We start from the raw sequence: 21202 nt of genomic DNA on the forward strand, positions 1-21202 counted from the left end.
GGACCCGCCCGCCTCGCACACGGCCGCGACCGTCGGGACCGTGTGCCCGTGGCGCGGGCCTGGCGCGGGGCGGCGCGCCGGGGGCGCTCACTCCTTCGGGTGAGATCGCCGGGGGGTGTTCCCCCGTGGTCCGTACGGTCGGCAGAATCGACGCGGCCACAGGGGCGGACCTGTGTGCCGCAGGGCCTCCGGGCGCTGTCGGGGCTCGGGAAGGGCCGTACATGATCCGTACCAGCCGTAGCGACCGCAGCCGTACGAGGACCGCCCTCGGGTCCCGGATCCGGGGCTCCGCCCCGCTCGCCCTGCCGGTCGGCTGGGGCGCGGTGGCGGTGGCGTGGAAGTTCGGCTGTCCGCTGGCCCGGCAGCCGGGGCTGCCGATGCGGATCGCGACCAGCATCGTCTTCCTGACCGTCGGCACCGGACTCGTCCTCGGGGTGCGGCGGCAGCTGCGGCGCGAGCTCGCCCGGGTGCGGGCCGTGGCCGAGGCGGCCCAGCGGGTGCTGCTGCGCCCGCCGCCCGCCCGGCTCGACGGACTCGCCCTGGCGGCGGGGCAGTTGTCGGCCACCCGCGGCGCCTCGGTCGGCGGCGACCTGTACGAGGCGGTGGCGACGCCGTACGGCGTGCGGATCGTCATCGGGGACGTGCGGGGCCACGGTCTGGCCGCGCTGGGCGCCGTCGTCGCGGTGCTGGGGAGCTTCCGGGAGGCCGCGCACGACGAGGCCGAACTCGGCGGGGTGCTGCGGCGGCTGGAGCGGGCGCTGCAGCGGCACCTGCGGGAGCGGGCGCGCGACGAGCACCCGGCGCGCGGCGCGGGCGCCCCCGAGCACCCGGTGGCCGAGGAGTTCGTGACGCTGCTGCTCCTGGAGGTCCGCGCCGACGGGCGGCTCGCCGTCCTCGACTGCGGCCATCCCGCCCCGTACCGGCTGGGACCCCGGACGGAGCGGCTGCCCGTCGGTGAGCCGCTGCCGCCGCTCGGCGTGCTGCCGCTGCCGGCCGTGCTCGTCCCGTACACCGGCGCCCGGCTGCTGCCCGGCGAGACGCTGGTGCTGCACACCGACGGGGCGGAGGAGGCCCGCGACCACCGCGGCCGCTTCTTCGGCCTGGAGGCGGAGCTCGCCCGCGGCGCCGGCGGCTCGCCGGAGGGGGTCGTCCGGCAGGTGCACGAGGCGCTGCTGCGCCACACCGGCGGCCGGCTCGCCGACGACGTCGCGCTGCTCGTCGTCCGCAACGACCGCGTCCGCGTGCCGGCGCAGCCCGCCGAACCCGGGCTGCGCCGTCCCCGGCCCGCTCCCTCCACCCACTGCTGAGCGGAGGGTCCGGGGGTACGGGCGCCACCCGCCCCGCCACGGAGTGTCGGGCAGATCGGCGGGGCGGGCGGCGCGGACCGGGCGACCGCACTGTACGAGGGGGGAGCCGGCGGCCCGGTCGCTCCTCGCCGGCCGGCGAGGAGGAGCCCAGTCAAGCGGTACGGCTCCGCCGGCGGCAGCGCGCGCGGAGCGGAAGAACGGGTACTTCATTCACACCCCGTGCGAAAACGCACCGGGCGAATTCGGCCACCGCTACGCTGAGTTCACCGAGCGACCGGAGGGGCCATGCAGCCCAACACCCTGCTCGACGCCCTCCTGGACGAGGCGGGCGTCTCGCACGCCGGGCTCGCCGACCGTGTGAACCGGGCCGGCCGGGCCAGGGGACTTGCCCTGCGTTACGAACACACCGCCGTGGCGCGGTGGCTGAAGGGCCAGCGGCCGCGCGGCCAGGTGCCCGACCTCATCTGCGAGGTGCTCGCGGCCCGGCTGCGCAGGCCCGTCACCCTCGACGACATCGGGCTCGGGGTGCCCGGCGGCGGGCCGCCCGCGCCCGGCAGCCCGCTCTCCGGCTTCGTCGACCGCGCCACCGCGCTGTGGCGTTCGGACGAGCAGCAGCGCCCGCACCTGGTGAGCGCGCCCGCGGTGACCGGCACGCCCGCGGTGATCCCGGTGTGGGAGTGGGAGAACCCGCCGGAGGACACCGACGTCTCCCGGTCCGGCCTGACCCGGGTGGAGCCCGCCGACATCGCCCTGCTCAGCGCGGCCCGCGCGCACTACGAGCAGATGTACCGCAAGGCCGGCGGCATCGCGACGCGCGCCCGGATCGTCGGCTTCCTCACCACCGAGGCCGCGCCCCGGCTGCGCGGCTCCTACAGCGACGCCCTGGGCCGCTCCCTGCACCGGGCCACCGGGGGGCTGGTGGCGGTGGCCGGGATCTGCGCCTACGACGCCGACGCGCACGGGCTCGCGCAGCGCTACTTCCAGCAGGCGCTGCGGCTGGCGAAGGCCAGCGGGGACCGGGCGTTCGGCGCCTATGTGATCGCGCTGATGGTCAACCAGTGCCTGCTGCTGGGGGAGTTCCGGCAGGCGGTGGCCTTCGCGGAGGCGGCGCTGCGGGCGGCGGACGGGACCATCACCCCGGCGCTGGCGGCGGACCTGACGGCGATGCAGGCGAAGGCGTACGCCAGGCTGGGGGACGGGGCGGCGGCGCTCGACTGCATCCTGCGGGCCGAGCGCGCGGCGGAGCGGATCGCGCCGGCGGCGGAGCCGGCCGAGACCGGTTACGTCCAGCCCGGGCTCGTCAACGTGCAGGTCGCGGAGGCCCTCCTCAGTCTGGGTGATCTCGCGGGGGCGTACGAGCACGCGGCGCGGGCGGCCGGGACGCCCTCGCACGACCGGGGCCGGGTGCACCGGCTGGCGCTGCTCTGCCAGGTCGAACTGCGGCAGGGCGAGGCGGACTCGGCGGCGCGTACGGCGGTCGAGATGACCGAGCGGGCGCGCGGTATGGAGTCGCGGCGGCTGCGGGACCGGCTGCTCCAGGCCCGGGAGCACCTGCTGGCCAGTGACGCGGGGGACGCGCGGGAGGCGGCGGCGCTGATCGACGGGGCCCTGCGCGTTCCGCTCTGACCGTCCAGCTGCTGCGATATTGCCACCGAACACGCACCTACCAGTCGGAAGGTGGCAAGAACGTGCAGTGGACGAAAGTAAGTGAGCGATCGGTCTATGAGAACCGTTGGTTCCGGGTGAACCTCGCGGACGTCGAACTCCCGGACGGCCGCCACCTCGACCACTACCTGATCAGGCTCCGCCCCGTCGCCGTCGCGACGGTCGTCAACGACGCCGACGAGGTCCTGATGCTCTGGCGCCACCGCTTCATCACCGACAGCTGGGGCTGGGAGCTGGCCGCCGGCGTCGTCGAGGACGGCGAGACCCCCGAGGCCGCCGCCGCCCGCGAGATGGAGGAGGAGACCGGCTGGCGGCCGGGGCCGCTGCGCCACCTCCTCACCGTCGAGCCCTCCAACGGGCTCAGCGACGCCCGGCACCACCTCTACTGGGCCGACCGGGCCACCTGGACCGGCCCGCCGGTCGACGGCTTCGAGTCCTCGCGGCGCGCGTGGGTGCCGCTGAAGGAGGTCCCGGAGCTGATCGCCCGGGGCGAGATCCCGGCGGCCAACATGGCGGCCGGCCTGCTGATGCTCCACCACCTGCGGCTCGGCTGACGGCCGCCGGGAAAGACGGAACGGCCCGTACCTGTGCGGGGGTACGAGCCGTTCCTGCCGCGGAGAGCGACATTCGGGGGACGCCGGGGGCGTCGGGGGGACGCCGGGGCGTCAGGAGTAGACGTAGAAGCCGGAGCCCGTCTTGCGGCCCAGCCGGCCCGCGTCGACCATCCGCTGGAGCAGCGGGGGAGCGGCGTACAGGGGCTCCTTGAACTCGGAGTACATCGAGTCGGCGATCGAGACGATCGTGTCGAGGCCGATGAGGTCCGCGAGCTTGAGCGGGCCCATCGGGTGGGCGCAGCCGTACTCCATGCCGTTGTCGATGTCCTCGCGGCTCGCGATGCCGGACTCGAACATCCGGATCGCGGAGAGCAGGTACGGCACGAGCAGGGCGTTCACGACGAAGCCCGAGCGGTCCTGGGCGCGGATCGCGTGCTTGCCGAGCAGCTTCTCGGCGAAGGCCTGCGCCCGGCTGATCGTGCCCTCGGAGGTGGTGAGGGCCGGGATCAGCTCGACGAGCTTCTGCACCGGGGCCGGGTTGAAGAAGTGGATGCCGATGACGTGGTCGGGGCGGGAGGTCGCCACGGCCAGCTTCACCAGCGGGATGGAGGAGGTGTTCGAGGCCAGGATGGCGTCGGGCCGGGTCAGGACCTGGTCGAGCACCTGGAAGATCTCGGTCTTGACCTGCTCGTTCTCGACGACCGCCTCGATGACGAGGTCACGGTCGGCGAACTCGCCCAGGTCGGTCGTGAAGGAGAGGTTCGCGAGCGCCGCGTCCCGCTCCTCCTCGCTGATCTTGCCGCGTTCGGCGGCCTTGGTCAGCGAGTTCAGCAGTCGGGTGCGGCCGATCTCCAGCGCCTCGCCGGTGGTCTCGGCGACCTTCACCTCGAGGCCGCTCCGGGCACACACCTCTGCGATGCCCGCGCCCATCTGGCCGCAGCCCACCACTCCGACGCGCTCAATGTCGGCCATGGAGTCCGTCACCTCGTGCCTTTCGCTCTTCTCTGGCGGCGGGCCCCCGTGTGATTCCGGTGCGCACGCCTCGACCCCATGACGTTACTCCGATTCGCGCGATGATCGATCGGCCGGAGCGGGCATGCTGTCCCGGGGGGTTGTGACGTATCCGACAGCTGAGGGGTACAAGTGCGGCCTATCGGGAGAAGAGGGTTTGTGACGACCGCCACGGGAGCGGCATTCGCCGTCCTGGGGGCGGGCGCTCCGGGCGTCGCCGCGGAGCGCCGTCCGGGACGGGAGCGGGCCGCGCCGGAGGGCGGCTTCCGGGGCATGTGGGTGGCGACCGTCGCCAACCGCGACTGGCCGTCCCGCCCGGGGCTCACGGCCGCCGCGCAGCGGGCCGAGCTCCTGGCCCACCTGGACCGGGCGGTGGAGCGGCGGCTCAACACGGTCGTCCTCCAGGTGCGCCCCACCGCCGACGCCCTGTGGCCCTCGCCGCACGAGCCCTGGGCGCAGTGCCTCACCGGCACGCAGGGCCGCGACCCGGGCTGGGACCCGCTGGGCACGGCGGTGACCGAGGCCCACGCGCGGGACCTGGAGCTGCACGCCTGGTTCAACCCGTACCGAGTGGCATCTCACACGGACCCCGGGCGGCTCGCCGCGTCCCATCCGGCCCGGCTGCACCCCGACTGGACCGTGCCGTACGGCGGGAAGCTGTACTACGACCCCGGGCTGCCCGAGGTCCGGCGCTTCGTCCAGGACGCGATGCTGGACGCGGTGCGCCGCTACGAGCTCGACGCGGTGCACTGGGACGACTACTTCTACCCGTACCCGGTGGCGGGGGAGGACTTCGCGGACGACGCCTCGTACGCCGCGTACGGCGCGGACTTCCCCGACCGCGCGGACTGGCGGCGGCACAACACCGACCTGCTGGTCTCCGAGATGTCCGCGCGGATCGAGGAGGTCCGGCCGGGGACGGCCTTCGGCGTCAGCCCCTTCGGGGTGTGGCGGAACAAGGCCGACGACCCCGAGGGCTCGGACACCCGCGCCGGCGTGGCCACCTACGACGACCTGTACGCCGACACCCGCAAGTGGATCGGGGAGGGCTGGATCGACCACGTGGTGCCGCAGCTGTACTGGCACATCGGCCACTCCGCCACCGACTACGCCACCCTCCTCGACTGGTGGGACGCGGCGGTACGGGGGACGGGCGTCGGGCTCTACATCGGCGAGGCGCTGTACAAGGCGGGCGACCCGGCCCAGCCCGAGGCGTGGCAGGACCCGAAGGAGCTGTCGCGGCACCTCGCGCTGGCCGCCGGGCGGCCCGGCGTCGGCGGGCACTGCTACTTCGCGGCGAAGGAGGTCACGGAGGACCGCAACGGCGCGCTCGCCACCGCCGTGGCCGACCACTACCCGTCCCGGGCCCGCGCGCCGCGGACCCGGCGGGACGCTCCCTAGCCCTGCTGTCCGCGGTGGCGGACGACGGTGTCGGGGCCGGGCGACATCAGGGCCTCGTGACCGTCGTCGTCGAACTTCACCTTGTACGGGGGAGTGCCGTTCTCCCCCAGCACCTGAAGGACCTGGGCCGTACGGTCGTGCTGACCTACGGTCCGGCCGTGCACCAGCAGCTTGTCGCCCACACTCGCCTGCATCGGGACCTCCTCGCGCGCGTAGGGCCTCTGTCTGTCATTGTGACCCCGGTCACGGGCGCCCGTCGCGCCGACCGGCCCGCGCGGTCACCCGGCGCGCGTCAGCTCTTCGCGCGCTGGGTCACCGCGATGCAGACCAGCACGCCGACCGCCGCGACGGGCGCGGCCAGCGGCAGGGACTCGCCGATCAGGAAGACCGACCAGAAGAGCGTGAGGAGCGGCTGGGCGAGCTGGAGCTGGCTGGCGCGCGGGATGCCGATCGCGGCCATGCCGCGGTACCAGACGTACAGGCCGAAGAAGGTGGAGCCGGCGGCCACCCAGACCAGGCCGACGACTCCGTGGGCGGTGAGGTGCACCGGTTCGAGGGCGAGCGCCACCGCGGAGGCCGGGACCATGAGCGGCAGGCAGAACACCAGCGCCCAGCCGATCACCTGCCAGCCCGGCATCAGCCGGGCGAGCCGGCCGCCCTCGGTGTAGCCCGCGGCGCACACCAGGAGCGCGCCGAAGAGGTAGAGGTCGCCCTCGGAGAGGGCGCCGCCGCTCTGCTGGACGGTGAAGGCGATGACGACGGCCGCGCCGGCGACGGCCGCCAGCCAGAAGGTGCGGGACGGGCGGCGCCCGGTCCGCACGGCGGCGAAGGCGGCCGTGGTGAGCGGCAGCAGGCCCACGACGACGGCGGCGTGCGAGGTCGTGGAGGTCTGGAGGGCGAGCGTGGTCAGCAGCGGGAAGCCGACCACCACGCCGCCCGCGACCACCGCGAGCCCGGCCCAGTGGCGCCGCTCCGGCAGCGCGACCCGGCCGCCGAGCAGGAAGGCCCCGGCGATCAGCGCGGCGAGCGTGGAGCGGACGGCCACCAGCGACCAGGGGCCGAAGCTCTCCAGGCCCCACACCGTGGACGGGAAGGTCAGCGAGAAGGAGACCACGCCGAGCAGGGCGAGCAGGGTGCCCTGGGCGCCGGGGGAGGCGGTGGCGGCCGACGCGGGGCCCCGGGCGGGCTCCGGGGCGGGAGCGCTTCCGGCCGTCATGTCGACCGCTATCGTCATCGGGGCAGTAGCGCTATTCTGTGCTCTCATGCATGAGCGTAGCAGTGTGGCCGAACTGGCGAAATCCCTGAAGGCGGAGCTCGACCGCTACTCTCCGGGTGGAAAGCTGCCATCGAGCCGGACGCTCGTCGAGCGCTACCGCGTCTCCCCGGTGACCGTCACCCGCGCCCTCGCCCAGCTCGCCGCCGAGGGCCTCGTCGTCACCCGCCCCGGCGCCGGCGCCTTCCGGGCCGAGGCCCCCGCCCCCGCCGCCGCGGGCGACACCTCCTGGCAGGAACTCGCCCTCAGCGCCGACGCCACCACCGAGCTCGCCCCCCGCGCCGTCGACGCCTCCGGCGTGCTCGTCACCCTCGCCGCGCCCCCGCCGGGCGTCGTCGAGTTCAACGGCGGCTACCTCCACCCCTCCCTCCAGCCCGAGCGGGCCCTGTCCGCCGCCCTCGCCCGGGCCGGCCGCCGACCCGGCGCCTGGGGCCGGCCGCCGACCGACGGCCTCACCGAACTCCGCGAGTGGTTCGCCCGCGAGATCGGCGGCGGCGTCACCGGCGCCGAGGTCCTCATCACCGCCGGCGGACAGTCCGCCCTCACCACCGCCCTGCGCGCCCTGGGCACGCCCGGCACCCCGGTGCTCGTCGAGTCGCCCACCTACCCCGGCATGCTGGCCGTCGCCCGCGCCGCCGGACTGCGCCCGGTGCCCGTCCCCACCGACGCCGACGGCATCCGCCCCGACCTCCTCGAAGCCGCCTTCCGCGCCACCGGCGCCCGCGTCCTCGTCTGCCAGCCGCTCTTCCAGAACCCCACCGGCGCCCTCCTCCCGCCGGACCGGCGCCGCGAGGTCGTCCGCATCGCCCGGGCCGCCGGCGCCTTCGTCGTCGAGGACGACTTCGCCCGCTGGCTCGTCCACGAGGACGCCGGACCGCTGCCGGCGCCGCTCGCCGCCGACGACCCCGACGGCGTCGTCGTCCACGTCTGCTCGCTCACCAAGATCACCTCGGCGAGCCTCCGCGTCGGCGCCCTCGCCGCCCGCGGCCCCGTCCTCGAACGCCTCCGGGCCATCCAGGTCGTCGACAGCTTCTTCGTCCCCCGCCCCCTGCAGGAGGCCGCCCTCGAACTCGTCGGCGCCCCCGCCTGGTCCCGGCACCTGCGGACCGTCTCCCAGGAGCTGAAGGCCCGCCGCGACGCCCTCGCCGCCGCCGTCGCCCTCCGGCTCCCCGAACTCGCCCTGCCCCACGTCCCCTCCGGCGGCTACCACCTCTGGCTCCGCCTCCCCGACGCCCTGCCCGAGTCCGCCCTCCTCGCCGCCGCGCTCCGCGCCGGCGTCACCGCCGCGCCCGGCAGGCCGTACTTCTCCGCCGAACCGCCCGCCGGCCACATCCGGCTGAGTTTCGCGGGTGTGGCCGGACCCACGGAGATCGCCGAGGGCGTCCGCAGGCTCCGGACGGCCATGGACGAACTCCTTCCGTGACGCCGCACGGCCCGCCGGGGCGGTGGCCGCGCGCGGCCACCGCCCCGGCGGGCGCGGAAAATCCCTCGGACACATGCCGGGGCCCCTGGGATCCTGCGTCCATGTCCGACACCACCGCGCCTGCGTCCGCCCCCGCCTCCGCCGTCCCCCACGAGACGTACGAGATCTCGTCCGACCCGGCCCGCCTCGACGCCGCCCGCGTCCACCACTGGCTCTCCACCGACTCCTACTGGGCGGGCGGCCGACCTCGGGAGAAGCAGGACCGGGCCATCGAGGGCTCGCTCAACTTCGGCGCCTACCACCGCGAGACCGGCGAGATGGCCGGCTACGCGCGCGTGGTCACCGACTACGCCACCTTCGCCTGGCTCTGCGACGTCTACGTCGACCGGCCGGCCCGCGGCACCGGTCTCGGCACCGCCCTCGCCACCGCCGTCCGTGACCACCTGGAGCCGTACGGGCTCAGCCGGATCATGCTCGCCACCGCCGACGCCCACGGCGTCTACGAGAAGGTCGGATTCACGCCACTGCAGAATCCGGACAAGTGGATGGCTCTCGGGCAGCAGTGAACGGGGGCCTCCCGGTCCCCCCTCCGCGCCCCTTGACCCGGGACCCCACCGGCCTCACGATCGCGCCCATGGGTCTTCGGGTCACGCTGGTCGCGGCGGCACGCAGTTCCTCCCTGCTCGCCGAACGCTTCGACGACGACCGGCCGCTCGACCAGGCCGGATGGTACGAGGTGCAGCAGGCCGCGCCCGCGCTCCTCCCGCTCGGCGCGGCCGAACTCCGCTACTGCTCCCCGACGCCGCGCAGCCGCGCCACCGGCACCGCCCTCGGCTACGCCCCGCTCGCGCAGCCCGCCCTGCGCGACTGCGACATGGGCCGCTGGCGCGGCCTCACCCTCGCCGAGGTCGCCGCCCTCGAACCGGCCGCCGTCGACGCCTGGCTCGCCGACGCCCGCTCCGCCCCGCACGGCGGCGAACCCCTCCTCGCCTTCATCTCCCGCGTCGGCGGCTGGCTCGACACCCGCCCCGCCGACGACGTCAGCGTCGTCGCCGTCGCCGAGCCCTCCGTCGTCCGCGCCGCCCTCGTCTACGCCCTCCGGGCCGCCCCCGCCACCTACTGGAGCGTCGACGTCCGCCCCCTGTCGACCGTCACCCTCGTCGGCCGCCCCGGCGCCTGGCACCTCCACCTGGACGCCCCCGCGCTGCGCTGAACCTGCGGAGCGGGCGGCCGACCCCTGGGGCGCGCCACCGCCGGGCCGGCGCGGCGACCGGGCCCGGGACGGACCGGCTAGCCTGGGGGCACGATGAACCGTTTGACCACGCCATGGGGCGACGTCACGCTCACCCGCCACCCCGAGGACCCGCGCGATCCGCTGCGCGCCTGGGACGCGGCCGACGAGTACCTGCTGAACCACCTGGCCGAGACCGGCACCGACCTCTCCGGCACCGTCGCCGTCCTCGGCGACCGCTGGGGCGCCCTCGTCACCGCGCTGCGGGCCGCCGGGGCCGGGGAGCCCGTCCAGATCTCCGACTCGTACCTCGGCCGCGAGGCCACTCGGACCAACCTCGCCCGGGCCGGAGCCGCCCCCGGCGCCGTCCGGCTCCTCACCACCCAGGATCCGCCGCCCGCGCGGATCGACGTCCTCCTCGTCCGCGTCCCGAAGAGCCTCGCGCTCCTGGAGGACCAGCTGCACCGGCTCGCCCCCGCCGTCCACGAGGACACGGTGATCGTCGGCACCGGCATGGTCAAGGAGATCCACACCTCCACCCTGACCCTGTTCGAGCGCGTCCTGGGCCCGACCCGCACCTCGCTCGCGGTGAAGAAGGCCCGGCTGATCCACACCACCCCCGACCCGGCCGCCGCGCCCGGGCCGAACCCGTGGCCGCACCGCTACGCCCTCCCCGCCGACACCCCCGCCCCCGGGCTCGCCGGCCGTACGGTCGCCAACCAGGCGGGCGTCTTCTGCGCCGACCGCCTCGACATCGGCACCCGCTTCCTCCTCGGACACCTGCCGCGGGACCTCGGCCACGCGCGCGTCGCCGACCTCGGCTGCGGCAACGGCGTCGTCGGCCTCGCCGTCGCACTCGCCGAACCCGACGCCGAACTGCTCTTCACGGACGAGTCGTACCAGGCGGTCGCCTCCGCCGAGGAGAACTTCCGCACCCACGCGGGGGAGGGCCGGAAGGCGGAGTTCACCGTCGCCGACGGGCTCGCGGGCGTCCCCGACGGCACCCTCGACCTCGTCCTCAACAACCCGCCCTTCCACAGCCACCAGGCCACCACCGACCGCACCGCCCGCCGGATGTTCTCCGACGCGCGCCGGGCGCTGGCGCCCGGCGGCGAACTGTGGGTCGTGGGCAACCGCCACCTCGGCTACCACGTCACCCTCCGCCGCATCTTCGGCAACAGCGAACTGGTCGCGAGCGACCCGAAGTTCGTGGTGCTGCGCGCGGTCCGGCGCTGACGCCTCCCGCCTCACGCCTCACGTCTCGGGGAGGACCAGGTCCAGGGCCCGGACGCGCTCCTCGCCGGTCGTGACGTCGACGCGGGCGATCCGGTCCCGGCGGAACGCGAACGCCAGCGCCGCGACGGGCCGTCCGGCCTCGGACGCCACCACGCCCACCGCGCCGTCCACCAGCACGGGCCGGAACAGCGCGCCCGGCCGCGCCAGGGCCGCCGCCACGACGGCCACGGCGCCGGCCCCGCGCACCGGCCCCCGCTCGCCGTACGCGACCGCCTCCGGATCGAGGAGTACGGCGAGGGCGGCGGCGTCACGCGCGCGTGCGGCCGCCAGGAAGGCGTCCACCAGCGCCCGCCGCCGGTCCGGCGACTCCCCGCCGCCGTACGCGCCTCCGCCGCGCAGCCGCTCCCGCGCCCGCCGGGCCCGGCGGGCGGCCTCGGCCGCGGATCCGCCCATGACCCGGGCGGTCTCGCCGGGCGGCAGCCCGAAGACGTCGTGGAGGAGGTACGCGACCCGCTCGCGGGGCCCGAGCCGGACGAGCACGGCGAGGAACCCCAGCAGGACGGTGTCGTCCGGACCGCCCCGCGGCAACCCGGCCCCGGAACCGCTGTCGGCCCCGCTCCCGGTCTCCCCGCTCCCGCTCTCCCCGCGCGCGGGCCCGGCGCCGTCCCGGCACGCGCGGACGACCAGGGCCGTCAGCCAGAGCCCCGCGAGGCCCGGCGCGTCCGCGCCGAGGCCGTCCCTGACCCGGGCGAGGACGGTCTCCGCCTCCCGCTCCGCCCCGGCGCCCAGGAGCCGCAGGGCCAGCCCGCGCAGCCGCTCCTCGTCGGCGTCGAACCGCGCGCCCAGCGCGGTCACCACAGCGTCGTCCCGCATGGGGCCTCGTCTCTCGTCAGGTGCCGTCACCGGACTGACGGTCCGCCGGCCGCCGTTGTGACGCCGTCGCGGGCGACCTCACCGGTGCGGGCCCGCTCGGTCGCTCAACAGCTCAACAGCTCAACAGCTCAACGGCTCAACAGTTCAGCCGTTCAGCCGTTCAGCCGTTCAGCAGTCGCCGGGCGAGCGTCCGGCGGGCGTCGCCGAGCTCCGCGTCGACGCGCGCTGCCCGTTCGGCGTCCAGGACGATCCGGGGCTCGTGCGCGGTGCCGGCGGTCAGCAGCCGCTGCCGCAGGTGCGTGGGCGGGTGGGTGCTGTCCACGCTGTGCCCGCGCAGCTCGGCGACCCGGCGCAGCCGTTCGTACTCGGTCGCGGGGACGGCGGCGGCCTGGGCGGCGAGCCGCCGCCACAGCCCCTCGGCCGGGTCCCCGGAGCGGTCGGCGCCCCGCCGGGTGCGGGCCGCGACGGCCTCCCGGCGCAGCATGCCGCTCAGGGTGCCGGCGCAGAGCAGGCGGTCCATCAGCGCGGCCGCCGCCCCGGAACCGCCGGCCCGGGCGGCGGCCTCGTCGGCCAGGTACTCGGCACGCTGCGAGCCCCGCAGGGTGAGGTGGTCCAGCAGGCCCGCGACCCCGTCGACGACCGCCCGGGGCAGCGCCGTGGCGAGGTTCATCAGGTCGTCGAGGAGGGACTCGGACTCCTGCGGGGCCAGTGTGTAGGACCAGGTGTCGAGGGACTGGAAGGCGGTGGAGACGACGAGGCCGTGCCGGGTGTCGCCGTGGGCGTAGTGCCCGAACTCGTGGCCGAGGAGGGCGATCCGCTCCTGCGGGGCGAGCACCTCCCAGAGGCCGAGGCCCACGGTCAGGACGCGTCGCTGCCGCACCCCGTAGGTGCGGACGGAGGCGTTGACGTCGGTGTCGACGACGACGGCCTCGACGCCCGTGGTGCCGACCGTCGCGGCGACCTCGTCGAGGAGGCCGAAGAGCTCCGGCGCGTCCGGGCGCCGCAGGACGGGCTGGTCGGCGGCGGCCTTCCGGAGACTGCCGAAGCGGGGGCGGAGCACCACGGCGAGGAGGATCGGGATCGCGCCGAGCACGGGGACGAGACCCGTGCCGGCGACGATCATCGCGAGGCCGGCCGCGAGGAGGGCGACGGTGAGGCCGTGCACGGCCAGGGCGAGGCAGCCGGCGAGCCGCCCGGAGCGGCCGCGTCCTGAGCGGGCGGTGTCCCCGCCGGCGCCGTCGGCCGCGGTGAGATCGGCGAAGAGCTGCTCCCCGTACCGGCGGGCGAGCCGTCGCCGCACCCGTTCGATCCGGCCGCGCGGCTCCTCCTCCGCGTCGGCGCCGGGGTCGGTGTTCCAGCCGCAGCCGGCGCACCAGGCGACATGCGGGCCGCCACCGGTGAGGGCGGCTCCGCAGTCGGGGCAGGCGGGGCGGGCGGCGTCGGCCGCCCGCCCCGCGTCGATGGTCTCGGTCAAGGTGGTACCCCCCACCGGGGGTCACCGCCGACGGCGTGCGCCCCCTTGTTCCTCATGGTGTCGCCGCCCGGCGTGTTCCTGACGTGTGCTGGGCGTGTGCCTGGCGTGTTCCAGCCGTTCAGGGAGGCGGCGGACGCACTTTAGGCCATGAGGGGCGGCGGGTCCCCACCGGTTCCGGCGAGGCGGGGGCGTCAGCTCCCGGGGGCGGCCTCGGCCAGGGCGGCGAGCTCCCTGTCGGCGCGTTCCCTGACGAGGGCGAGGACGCGGCCGGCGGCGGCCAGGTCGTCGGCGGGGATGCCGTCCCAGACGCGTGCGGAGAGCGGGGTGATCTCGGCGGTGACGGTGGCGAGGAGCGCCCGGCCCGCGTCGGCGGGGAGCAGCCGGGGGCCGTCCGCGAGGAGCAGCTCCTTCGCGCGTAGCGCGTCGAGGGCGGCACGGACCTCGGCCGGGGAGGCCTTGAGGGAGGCGCGGACCCGGGCGACGAGTTCGTCCGCGGTCAGCGGTTCCCCGGCCGTCACCGCCGTGCGCAGGGCCAGCTGCTGCACGAAGGTGACGCCGTGCCGGGCCAGGACGTGCTCCAGGAGGCCGCGGGCCGCGTAGTGCGCGAGGCCGAGCGCGCGGGAGTCCGCGGGCGCCGCGGTGGTGGCGGCCGTGTCGGCGGTGGTGGCCGTGGTGTCGGTGCTGGTCATGGTGTTGCCCCCTGAGTGCTCGTGTCGGTGCTCGTGTCGGTGCTCGTGCCGGTGGTCTCGGGTGCGGAGGGAACGGCGGGGTCGGAAGGTGAGGCGGCCCCGGAAGGAACGGCGGACCCGGAAAGTGCGGCGGGCCCGGAAGGTGCGGCGGGCCCGGAAGGGTCGAGAGGAACGAGGGGTACGTCGAGCAGGGTCGTCAGCTCCTCGGCGAACGCGCGCGTGCGTGCCGAGTCCAGCCCGCCCAGCGGCTCCAGCAGCTGCTGGAGCAGGTCCTGCACCACCTCGACGGCCCGCCGGGTGACGGCCAGCCCCTCCTCCGTGAGGGCGAGCCGCACGGCGCGCGGGTCGCGCGGGTCGCGGGCGCGCTCGACCAGCCCGGCCGCCTCCAGCGAGCGGGCCAGCTTCGAGACGTACAGCGCCTCCATGCCGGTGTGGTCCGCGAGCTGCCGCTGGCTGGGCCGCTCGCCGGTGCGCCGCATGCCGTGCAGGGACGCGACCAGCGAGTACTGCGCGTGGGTGAGGCCCAGCGGGGCCACCGCCCGGTCGACCGCGACCCGCCACTTGTTGGCGAGCCGCCACACCAGAAAGCCGGGCGTGGGGCCCGGGGAACCCTTGCTCATGACGAATACCGTACATGGCTACTATGTCCATGGCTACTAAATTTCCCGGGCGGCGGTCGGCGGCGGTCGGCGGCGGTCGGCGGCTCCCCGGCGGCGCGGCAGCGGGCCCTGACGCGGCGGCAGCCGGTCCGGCTGCGTCCCGTCGTCCCGCCCGGCACCCCGAGGAGTGAAGCCCTCCGTGCCTCGTTGCATAAAACTACGGCTGCACGTATAGTCATGCCATCCATGAGGAGGGTTTCGATGACGGTACGAGCAGCAGTCGCGGGTGCGAGCGGATACGCGGGCGGGGAACTCCTGCGCCTGCTCCTCGCCCACCCCCAGGTCGAGATCGGCACCCTGACCGGCCACTCCAACGCAGGCCAGAAGCTCGGCGGCCTCCAGCCGCACCTGCTGCCGCTCGCCGACCGCGTCCTCGCGCCCACCACCGCCGAGGAGCTCGCCGGTCACGACGTCGTCTTCCTCGCCCTGCCGCACGGCCAGTCCGCCGCCGTGGCCGAGCAGCTCGGCGACGACGTCCTCGTCGTCGACATGGGCGCCGACTTCCGCCTGAAGGACCCGGCCGACTGGGAGACGTACTACGGCTCCCCGCACGCCGGCACCTGGCCCTACGGCCTCCCCGAACTGCCGGGCGCCCGCGCCGCCCTCGAGGGGGCCAAGCGCATCGCGGTGCCCGGTTGCTACCCCACCGCCGTCTCGCTCGCCCTCTTCCCGGCGTACGCGGACGGGCTCGCCGCGCCCGAGGCCGTGATCGTCGCCGCCTCCGGCACCTCCGGCGCCGGCAAGGCCCTCAAGCCGCACCTCCTCGGCAGCGAGGTGATGGGCAACATGACCCCGTACGGCGTCGGCGGCGGCCACCGGCACACGCCCGAGATGATCCAGAACCTCTCCGGCCCGGCCGGCGAGCGGGTCACCGTCTCCTTCACCCCGACCCTGGCGCCGATGCCCCGCGGCATCCTCGCCACCTGCACCGCCGCCGCGAAGCCGGGCGTGACCGCCGAGGCCGTCCGCGCCGCCTACGAGAAGGCGTACGCGGACGAGCCGTTCGTCCACCTCCTCCCCGAGGGGCAGTGGCCCGCCACGGCGTCCGTCCACGGTTCCAACGCCGTTCACATCCAGGTCGCGTACGACGCGAACGCGCACCGGATCATCGCGATCAGCGCCATCGACAACCTCACCAAGGGCACCGCCGGCGGCGCGGTGCAGAGCATGAACATCGCCCTCGGCCTTCCCGAGGACACCGGACTCTCCACGATTGGAGTCGCTCCATGAGCGTCACCGCAGCGCAGGGATTCACGGCGGCGGGCATCGCCGCCGGGATCAAGCAGAACGGCAACCCGGACCTGGCCCTCGTGGTCAACACCGGGCCGCGCCGCGCCGCCGCGGGAGTCTTCACCTCCAACCGCGTCAAGGCCGCCCCGGTCGTCTGGTCCCAGCAGGTCCTCGCCGACGGCGAGCTGACCGCGGTCGTCCTCAACTCCGGCGGCGCCAACGCCTGCACCGGCCCGAAGGGCTTCCAGGACACCCACGCCACCGCCGAGAAGGTCGCCGAGGTCCTCAGCGCGCAGGGCGCCGAGGTCGGCGCCGGCGAGGTCGCCGTCGCCTCCACCGGCCTCATCGGCGTCCTCCTCCCCATGGACAAGCTCCTCCCCGGCGTCGAGAAGGCCGCCGCCGAACTCTCCGCGCACGGCGGCGAGAAGGCCGCCATCGCCATCAAGACCACCGACACCGTCCACAAGACGGCCGTCGCCACGAAGGACGGCTGGACGGTCGGCGGCATGGCCAAGGGCGCGGGCATGCTCGCCCCCGGCCTCGCCACCATGCTCGTCGTCCTCACCACCGACGCCGACGTCGACGCCCGGGGCCTCGACGCCGCCCTGCGGACCGCCACCCGCCTCACCTTCGACCGGGTCGACTCCGACGGCTGCATGTCCACCAACGACACCGTCCTCCTGCTCGCCTCCGGCGCCTCCGGCACCACCCCCGCCCAGGACGACTTCGCCGAGGCCGTCCGGGAGGTCTGCGCCGACCTCGCCCGCCAGCTCATCGGCGACGCCGAGGGCGCCAGCAAGGACATCCGCATCGAGGTGATCAACGCGGCCACCGAGGACGACGCCGTCGAGGTCGGCCGCTCCATCGCCCGCAACAACCTCCTCAAGTGCGCCATCCACGGCGAGGACCCCAACTGGGGCCGGGTGCTCTCCGCCATCGGCACCACCTCCGCCGCCTTCGAGCCCGACGAGCTGAACGTCGCCATCAACGGCGTCTGGGTCTGCAAGAACGGCTCCGTCGGCGAGGACCGCGAGCTCGTCGACATGCGCTTCCGGGAGGTCGTCGTCACCGCCGACCTCGCCGCCGGCTCCGAGTCCGCCGTGATCTGGGCCAACGACCTGACCGCCGACTACGTCCACGAGAACAGCGCCTACTCCTCATGAGCAACGCCACGCGGAAGCACACCGCCCTCCCGAAGGCCCAGACGTTGATCGAGGCGCTGCCCTGGCTCACCCGCCACCACGGCAAGACCGTCGTCATCAAGTTCGGCGGCAACGCCATGATCGACGAGGAGCTGAAGGCCGCCTTCGCCCAGGACGTCGTCTTCCTGCGCCACGCCGGCCTCAAGCCGGTCGTCGTGCACGGCGGCGGCCCCCAGATCAGCGCCGCGCTCGACCGGCACGGCATCGTCAGCGAGTTCAAGGCCGGCCTGCGGGTCACCACCGAGGACGCCATGGACGTCGTGCGGATGGTGCTCGCCGGCCAGGTCCAGCGCGAGCTCGTCGGACTGCTCAACCAGCACGGCCCGCTCGCCGTCGGCCTCACCGGCGAGGACGCCCACACCATCACCGCCGTCAAGCACCGGCCGGAGATCGACGGCGAACGCGTCGACATCGGCCGCGTCGGCGAGATCACCGCCATCGACACCGGCGCCATCCAGGCGCTCCTGGAGGACGGCCGCATCCCGGTCGTCTCCTCCATCGCCCGCTCCCAGGACGACGGACATGTCTACAACGTCAATGCTGATACGGCGGCTGCGGCACTCGCTGCGGCGCTGGGCGCCGAGACCCTGATGGTCCTGACCGACGTCGAGGGCCTCTACGAGGACTGGCCGAACAGCGACGAGGTCATCAGCCGGCTCACCGCGAGCCAGCTGGAGAAGCTGCTGCCCGAGCTCTCCAGCGGCATGGTCCCCAAGATGGAGGGCTGCCTGCACGCCGTCCGCAACGGCGTCACCACCGCCCGCGTGATCGACGGGCGCGTCCAGCACTCCATCCTGCTGGAGATCTTCACCGACGAGGGCATCGGCACGATGGTCGTGCCGGACGGACAGGGGGAAGCGTGAGCAACGAACAGCTGACCGGGCGGTGGCAGGGCTCGCTCATGGACAACTACGGCACCCCGCGCCTGCCCCTCGTCCGCGGCGAGGGCGCCAAGGTCTGGGACGCCGACGGCACCGAGTACCTGGACTTCGTCGGCGGCATCGCGGTCAACGCCCTCGGCCACGCCCACCCGGCCGTCGTCGACGCCGTCACCCGGCAGGTCTCCACCCTCGGCCACGTCTCCAACCTCTTCGTCGCCGAACCGCCCGTCGCCCTCGCCGAGCGGCTCCTGGCGCTCTTCGACCGCCCCGGGAAGGTCTTCTTCTGCAACTCGGGCGCCGAGGCCAACGAGGCCGCGTTCAAGATCGGCCGGCTCACCGGCCGGACCCACATGGTCGCCACCGACGGCGGCTTCCACGGCCGCACCATGGGCTCCCTGGCCCTCACCGGCCAGCCCGGCAAGCAGGCCCCCTTCCTGCCGCTGCCCGGTGACGTCACCCACGTCCCGTACGGCGACGCGGAGGCGCTGCGCGCCGCCGTCACCGAGGAGACGGCCCTCGTGATCATCGAGCCGATCCAGGGCGAGAACGGCGTCGTCGTCCCGCCGGCCGGTTACCTCGAGGCGGCCCGCGAGATCACCCGCGCCACCGGCACCCTCCTCGTCCTCGACGAGGTCCAGACCGGCATCGGCCGCTGCGGCCACTGGTTCGAGCACCAGGCCCACGAGGGCGTCGACCCCGACGTCGTCACCCTCGCCAAGGGGCTCGGCGGCGGCCTGCCGCTCGGCGCCACCGTCGCCTTCGGCGCGGCGGCCGAGCTCTTCGCCCCCGGCCACCACGGCACCACCTTCGGCGGCAACCCGGTCGCCTGCGCCGCCGGCCTCGCCGTCCTGGACACCCTCGCCGCCGACGCCGCCCTCGACCACGTCAAGGCCGTCGGCGAGCGGCTGCGCTCCGGAATCGAGGGCCTCGGCCACCCGCTGGTCTCCCATGTCCGTGGCGCGGGCCTCCTGCTGGGTATCGTGCTCACCGAGCCCCTCGCGCCCCAGGTGCAGCAGGCGGCTCAGGACGCCGGCCTCCTGGTGAACGCGCCCGCCCCCGACGTCGTACGGATCATGCCTCCGCTGGTCCTCACCGACGCCGAGGCGGACGCCTTCCTCCGGGCCCTGCCGGCCGTCCTGGAGAAGGCGCACGAGGCGAACGGGCAAGGACGAACCGGAGAATGAGGCGACGATGACCGACGCGCAGGGGAACGAGCACGGAGGGCCGTCGGTCCCGCAGACCCGCACCGCACGCCACCGCAGGATCGTCGACATCCTCAACCGGCAGCCGGTGCGGTCGCAGAGCCAGCTCGCCAAGCTCCTCGCGGACGACGGGCTGAGCGTCACCCAGGCGACGCTCTCCCGCGACCTCGACGAGCTCGGCGCGGTGAAGATCCGCAACACCGGCGGCGAGCTGATCTACGCGGTCCCCAGCGAGGGCGGCTTCCGCACCCCGCAGGCCCCGCTCGGCGAGTCCGCCAAGGAGGAGCGCATGCGCCGCCTCTCCGGCGAACTCCTCATCTCCGCCGAGGCGTCCGCCAACCTGGTGGTGCTCCGCACTCCGCCCGGTGCCGCCCAGTTCCTCGCGTCCGCCATCGACCAGGCCGAACTCCACGCCATCCTCGGCACCATCGCGGGCGACGACACCCTGCTGCTCATCTCCCGCGACCCGACCGGCGGCCAGGCCCTCGCCGACCACCTGCTGCGCCTCGCGCAGAAGGGCAACTGAGCGCCCCTCAGTAGCGCAGGATCGCCGTCGGTCCCCGCCGGGTGCCGACGGCGATGTGCGGCCGCCGTTCCGGATCGGCCCACGCCAGGATCGCCCGCATCGCGTCCGCCGGCACGGAGACGCAACCCGCCGTCGCCCCGCGCCCGTTGACGTGCAGGAAGATCCCGGCGCCCCGCATCCGCACCGGGCGGGCGTAGTTGAAGCCGATGACGAGCGCGTGGGCGTACTGCGTCCCGTACGCGACGAGGTGCTCGGCCTCGCCGGCGCGGCAGTCCACCGGCAGCCCCTCGACCCAGCGGTTGTACGCGCGCGAGTCGTTGTCCTGGCACCACCACGAGTCCTCGGTGGCCCGTACGTACCGGTAGCGGGTCCCGGCCGGCGCGGCCCGGATCCCGAAGGCGTACGGCAGGTCGAAGAGCCCGGTCGGCGTGGTGTTCGTGCCCTGCCGCCGGGTGGCCCCCTCCGCCAGCCCCTCCGCGCCGAACCGGGCCGGCGCGGAGCCCGCCCGCGCCCACCGCCCGCCCCGCCGGTCCCACCAGGTGACGGTCCCGGTGGTGGCGGAGGCGTCGGCGGCCACGGCGGTGATCAGCTGGGAGCCGCCGCCGGTGTCCGCCATCCGCGCGGGCAGCGGTGCCACCGGGGCGGCCGGGGCGGCCGGCGCGGAGGCCAGCGAGAGCAGCACCGCGCCGAGCGCGAGAAGGGTACGCATGGCGGCGACGCTAGGCCGCCCGCACACCCCCTGCCACGCTACTGACCCGAGTGGGGGAGCGGCGGGAGCGGCAGCGGCAGGGCGGGCAGCCCGTCGAGGCTGGTGGCGATGTGCTCCTTGCCCTCGCAGTAGGTGTTGAACTCCTCGTCCGTCTTGCGGTTGAAGTAGTCCGCGTGCAGCGACCGCTCCTCCCGGTACTCCATCACCGGCACGGCGAACCCGCAGGAGTCGCTGACCCGCCGCGCGTGCACGAGGACGATCGCCCGCGCGCTGATCTGGTCCTTCACCGCCTCCTCGGGGAAGCGGGCGAAGAGCTCGGCCCAGCGCGGGTCGTCGCGCAGCACGGCCTCGCCGTCGCCGTGCACCCGCACCACGGTCGGCGGCCCGGAGAAGGAGGTCCACATGAGGGTGATCCGGCCGTTGCCCGGTTCGCGGAGGTGGGCGATGGTCTCGGCGCTGCTGCCCCCGAAGTCGATGTAGGCCAGGGTCAGTTCGTCGAGGATGACGAGGGTCCCCTTCCGTCCCTTGGGGGAGAGGTTGACGTGCCCGTCACCCGACAGCGGCGCGGTGGCGGTGAAGTAGACGGGCTGGGCCTCGATGAAGGCACGCAGCCGCCCGTCAATACGCTCATATGTTTTTCCCATGCCCCCATTCTC

General features: G+C 74.9%; 21 protein-coding genes and 1 pseudogene. 13 read left to right on the plus strand and 9 right to left on the minus strand.

The window, feature by feature from the left end; genetic code table 11:
• Positions 1 to 221 precede the first annotated feature (221 nt).
• The 3 genes from ACF1ED_RS17885 to ACF1ED_RS17895 all read left to right on the plus strand — a co-directional run bounded on the left by ACF1ED_RS17885 (position 222) and on the right by ACF1ED_RS17895 (position 3526).
• Positions 222 to 1307 carry a PP2C family protein-serine/threonine phosphatase gene (locus ACF1ED_RS17885; protein ID WP_391761450.1) on the plus strand — a complete coding sequence of 362 codons (1086 nt, stop codon included), beginning with the start codon at positions 222 to 224 and terminating at the stop codon, positions 1305 to 1307.
• Positions 1308 to 1592: 285 nt separating this feature from the next.
• The gene (locus ACF1ED_RS17890) at positions 1593 to 2933 is read left to right on the plus strand and encodes a transcriptional regulator (RefSeq protein ID WP_391761452.1); all 1341 of its coding nucleotides are present in this window, start codon (positions 1593 to 1595) and stop codon (positions 2931 to 2933) included.
• 62 nt (positions 2934 to 2995) lie between these two features.
• Complete coding sequence (locus tag ACF1ED_RS17895) at positions 2996 to 3526, plus strand: NUDIX hydrolase (protein ID WP_391761454.1); 531 nt, start codon at positions 2996 to 2998, stop codon at positions 3524 to 3526.
• Positions 3527 to 3637: 111 nt separating this feature from the next.
• Here the strand turns inward: ACF1ED_RS17895 and ACF1ED_RS17900 are convergent, their stop codons facing one another.
• Positions 3638 to 4498, minus strand: coding sequence for a 3-hydroxybutyryl-CoA dehydrogenase (locus tag ACF1ED_RS17900; protein ID WP_391761456.1), 861 nt, complete (start codon positions 4496 to 4498; stop codon positions 3638 to 3640).
• A gap of 198 nt (positions 4499 to 4696) precedes the next feature.
• Here ACF1ED_RS17900 and ACF1ED_RS17905 point away from each other — a divergent pair, with 198 nt between their 5' ends.
• Positions 4697 to 5938, plus strand: coding sequence for a glycoside hydrolase family 10 protein (locus ACF1ED_RS17905; RefSeq protein ID WP_391761458.1), 1242 nt, complete (start codon positions 4697 to 4699; stop codon positions 5936 to 5938).
• Here ACF1ED_RS17905 and ACF1ED_RS17910 read toward each other — a convergent pair.
• Entirely contained in the window at positions 5935 to 6132 is a 198-nt protein-coding gene (locus ACF1ED_RS17910) for a DUF1918 domain-containing protein (protein ID WP_391761460.1), read from the minus strand. The two genes, ACF1ED_RS17905 and ACF1ED_RS17910, sit on opposite strands and share 4 nt — an antisense overlap.
• A gap of 98 nt (positions 6133 to 6230) precedes the next feature.
• On the minus strand, positions 6231 to 7202 hold the full coding sequence (locus ACF1ED_RS17915; protein ID WP_391761462.1) for a DMT family transporter: 972 nt from the start codon (positions 7200 to 7202) through the stop codon (positions 6231 to 6233).
• Here ACF1ED_RS17915 and ACF1ED_RS17920 point away from each other — a divergent pair.
• The 4 genes from ACF1ED_RS17920 to ACF1ED_RS17935 all read left to right on the plus strand — a co-directional run bounded on the left by ACF1ED_RS17920 (position 7201) and on the right by ACF1ED_RS17935 (position 11101).
• On the plus strand, positions 7201 to 8634 hold the full coding sequence (locus tag ACF1ED_RS17920; protein ID WP_391761464.1) for a PLP-dependent aminotransferase family protein: 1434 nt from the start codon (positions 7201 to 7203) through the stop codon (positions 8632 to 8634). The genes ACF1ED_RS17915 and ACF1ED_RS17920 overlap by 2 nt on opposite strands.
• A gap of 101 nt (positions 8635 to 8735) precedes the next feature.
• Positions 8736 to 9200: a GNAT family N-acetyltransferase gene (locus tag ACF1ED_RS17925; RefSeq protein ID WP_391761466.1), complete on the plus strand. Its 465-nt coding sequence runs from the start codon at positions 8736 to 8738 to the stop codon at positions 9198 to 9200.
• A 68-nt stretch (positions 9201 to 9268) separates the two neighbouring features.
• Positions 9269 to 9847 carry a histidine phosphatase family protein gene (locus ACF1ED_RS17930; RefSeq protein ID WP_391761468.1) on the plus strand — a complete coding sequence of 193 codons (579 nt, stop codon included), beginning with the start codon at positions 9269 to 9271 and terminating at the stop codon, positions 9845 to 9847.
• A 93-nt stretch (positions 9848 to 9940) separates the two neighbouring features.
• Complete coding sequence (locus tag ACF1ED_RS17935) at positions 9941 to 11101, plus strand: methyltransferase (RefSeq protein WP_391761470.1); 1161 nt, start codon at positions 9941 to 9943, stop codon at positions 11099 to 11101.
• An 18-nt stretch (positions 11102 to 11119) separates the two neighbouring features.
• On the opposite strand, the gene ACF1ED_RS17940 is transcribed toward ACF1ED_RS17935, so the two are convergent.
• The 4 genes and pseudogenes from ACF1ED_RS17940 to ACF1ED_RS17955 all read right to left on the minus strand — a co-directional run.
• Positions 11120 to 11974, minus strand: coding sequence for a sigma factor-like helix-turn-helix DNA-binding protein (locus ACF1ED_RS17940; RefSeq protein WP_391761472.1), 855 nt, complete (start codon positions 11972 to 11974; stop codon positions 11120 to 11122).
• A 160-nt stretch (positions 11975 to 12134) separates the two neighbouring features.
• Positions 12135 to 13448, minus strand: a complete 1314-nt coding sequence (locus ACF1ED_RS17945; protein WP_391761474.1) for a M48 family metallopeptidase — start codon at positions 13446 to 13448, stop codon at positions 12135 to 12137.
• Positions 13449 to 13639: 191 nt separating this feature from the next.
• Complete coding sequence (locus ACF1ED_RS17950; protein WP_391761476.1) at positions 13640 to 14137, minus strand: MarR family transcriptional regulator; 498 nt, start codon at positions 14135 to 14137, stop codon at positions 13640 to 13642.
• Positions 14138 to 14301: 164 nt separating this feature from the next.
• Positions 14302 to 14757: pseudogene (locus ACF1ED_RS17955) on the minus strand (MarR family winged helix-turn-helix transcriptional regulator); the annotation flags it as partial.
• Positions 14758 to 14997: 240 nt separating this feature from the next.
• Between ACF1ED_RS17955 and argC the strand changes: the two are divergent.
• Genes argC through ACF1ED_RS17980 form a run of 5 tightly spaced genes read left to right on the plus strand, consistent with a single transcriptional unit; the run spans position 14998 to position 19837 of the window.
• A complete protein-coding gene (gene argC, locus ACF1ED_RS17960; RefSeq protein ID WP_391761478.1) occupies positions 14998 to 16026 on the plus strand; it encodes an N-acetyl-gamma-glutamyl-phosphate reductase in 1029 nt (342 codons plus the stop codon).
• Positions 16023 to 17189, plus strand: a complete 1167-nt coding sequence (gene argJ / locus ACF1ED_RS17965) for a bifunctional glutamate N-acetyltransferase/amino-acid acetyltransferase ArgJ (protein WP_391761480.1) — start codon at positions 16023 to 16025, stop codon at positions 17187 to 17189. The genes argC and argJ overlap by 4 nt, the downstream gene beginning before the upstream one ends.
• Entirely contained in the window at positions 17186 to 18091 is a 906-nt protein-coding gene (argB, locus tag ACF1ED_RS17970; RefSeq protein WP_391761482.1) for an acetylglutamate kinase, read from the plus strand. Before argJ ends, argB begins: the two co-directional genes overlap by 4 nt.
• Positions 18088 to 19293 (plus strand): acetylornithine transaminase, encoded by a 1206-nt coding sequence (locus tag ACF1ED_RS17975; protein WP_391761484.1) that lies wholly within the window; start codon positions 18088 to 18090, stop codon positions 19291 to 19293. The genes argB and ACF1ED_RS17975 overlap by 4 nt, the downstream gene beginning before the upstream one ends.
• Positions 19294 to 19300: 7 nt before the next feature.
• On the plus strand, positions 19301 to 19837 hold the full coding sequence (locus ACF1ED_RS17980) for an arginine repressor (RefSeq protein WP_030756161.1): 537 nt from the start codon (positions 19301 to 19303) through the stop codon (positions 19835 to 19837).
• 7 nt (positions 19838 to 19844) lie between these two features.
• On the opposite strand, the gene ACF1ED_RS17985 is transcribed toward ACF1ED_RS17980, so the two are convergent.
• On the minus strand, positions 19845 to 20546 hold the full coding sequence (locus ACF1ED_RS17985) for a L,D-transpeptidase (protein ID WP_391761487.1): 702 nt from the start codon (positions 20544 to 20546) through the stop codon (positions 19845 to 19847).
• Positions 20547 to 20584: 38 nt separating this feature from the next.
• Positions 20585 to 21190, minus strand: a complete 606-nt coding sequence (locus ACF1ED_RS17990) for a pyridoxamine 5'-phosphate oxidase family protein (RefSeq protein WP_391761489.1) — start codon at positions 21188 to 21190, stop codon at positions 20585 to 20587.
• Positions 21191 to 21202: the final 12 nt, after the last annotated feature.

The organism is Streptomyces sp. NPDC014656, from assembly GCF_043084305.1.
Taxonomy (GTDB): Bacteria; Actinomycetota; Actinomycetes; order Streptomycetales; family Streptomycetaceae; genus Streptomyces.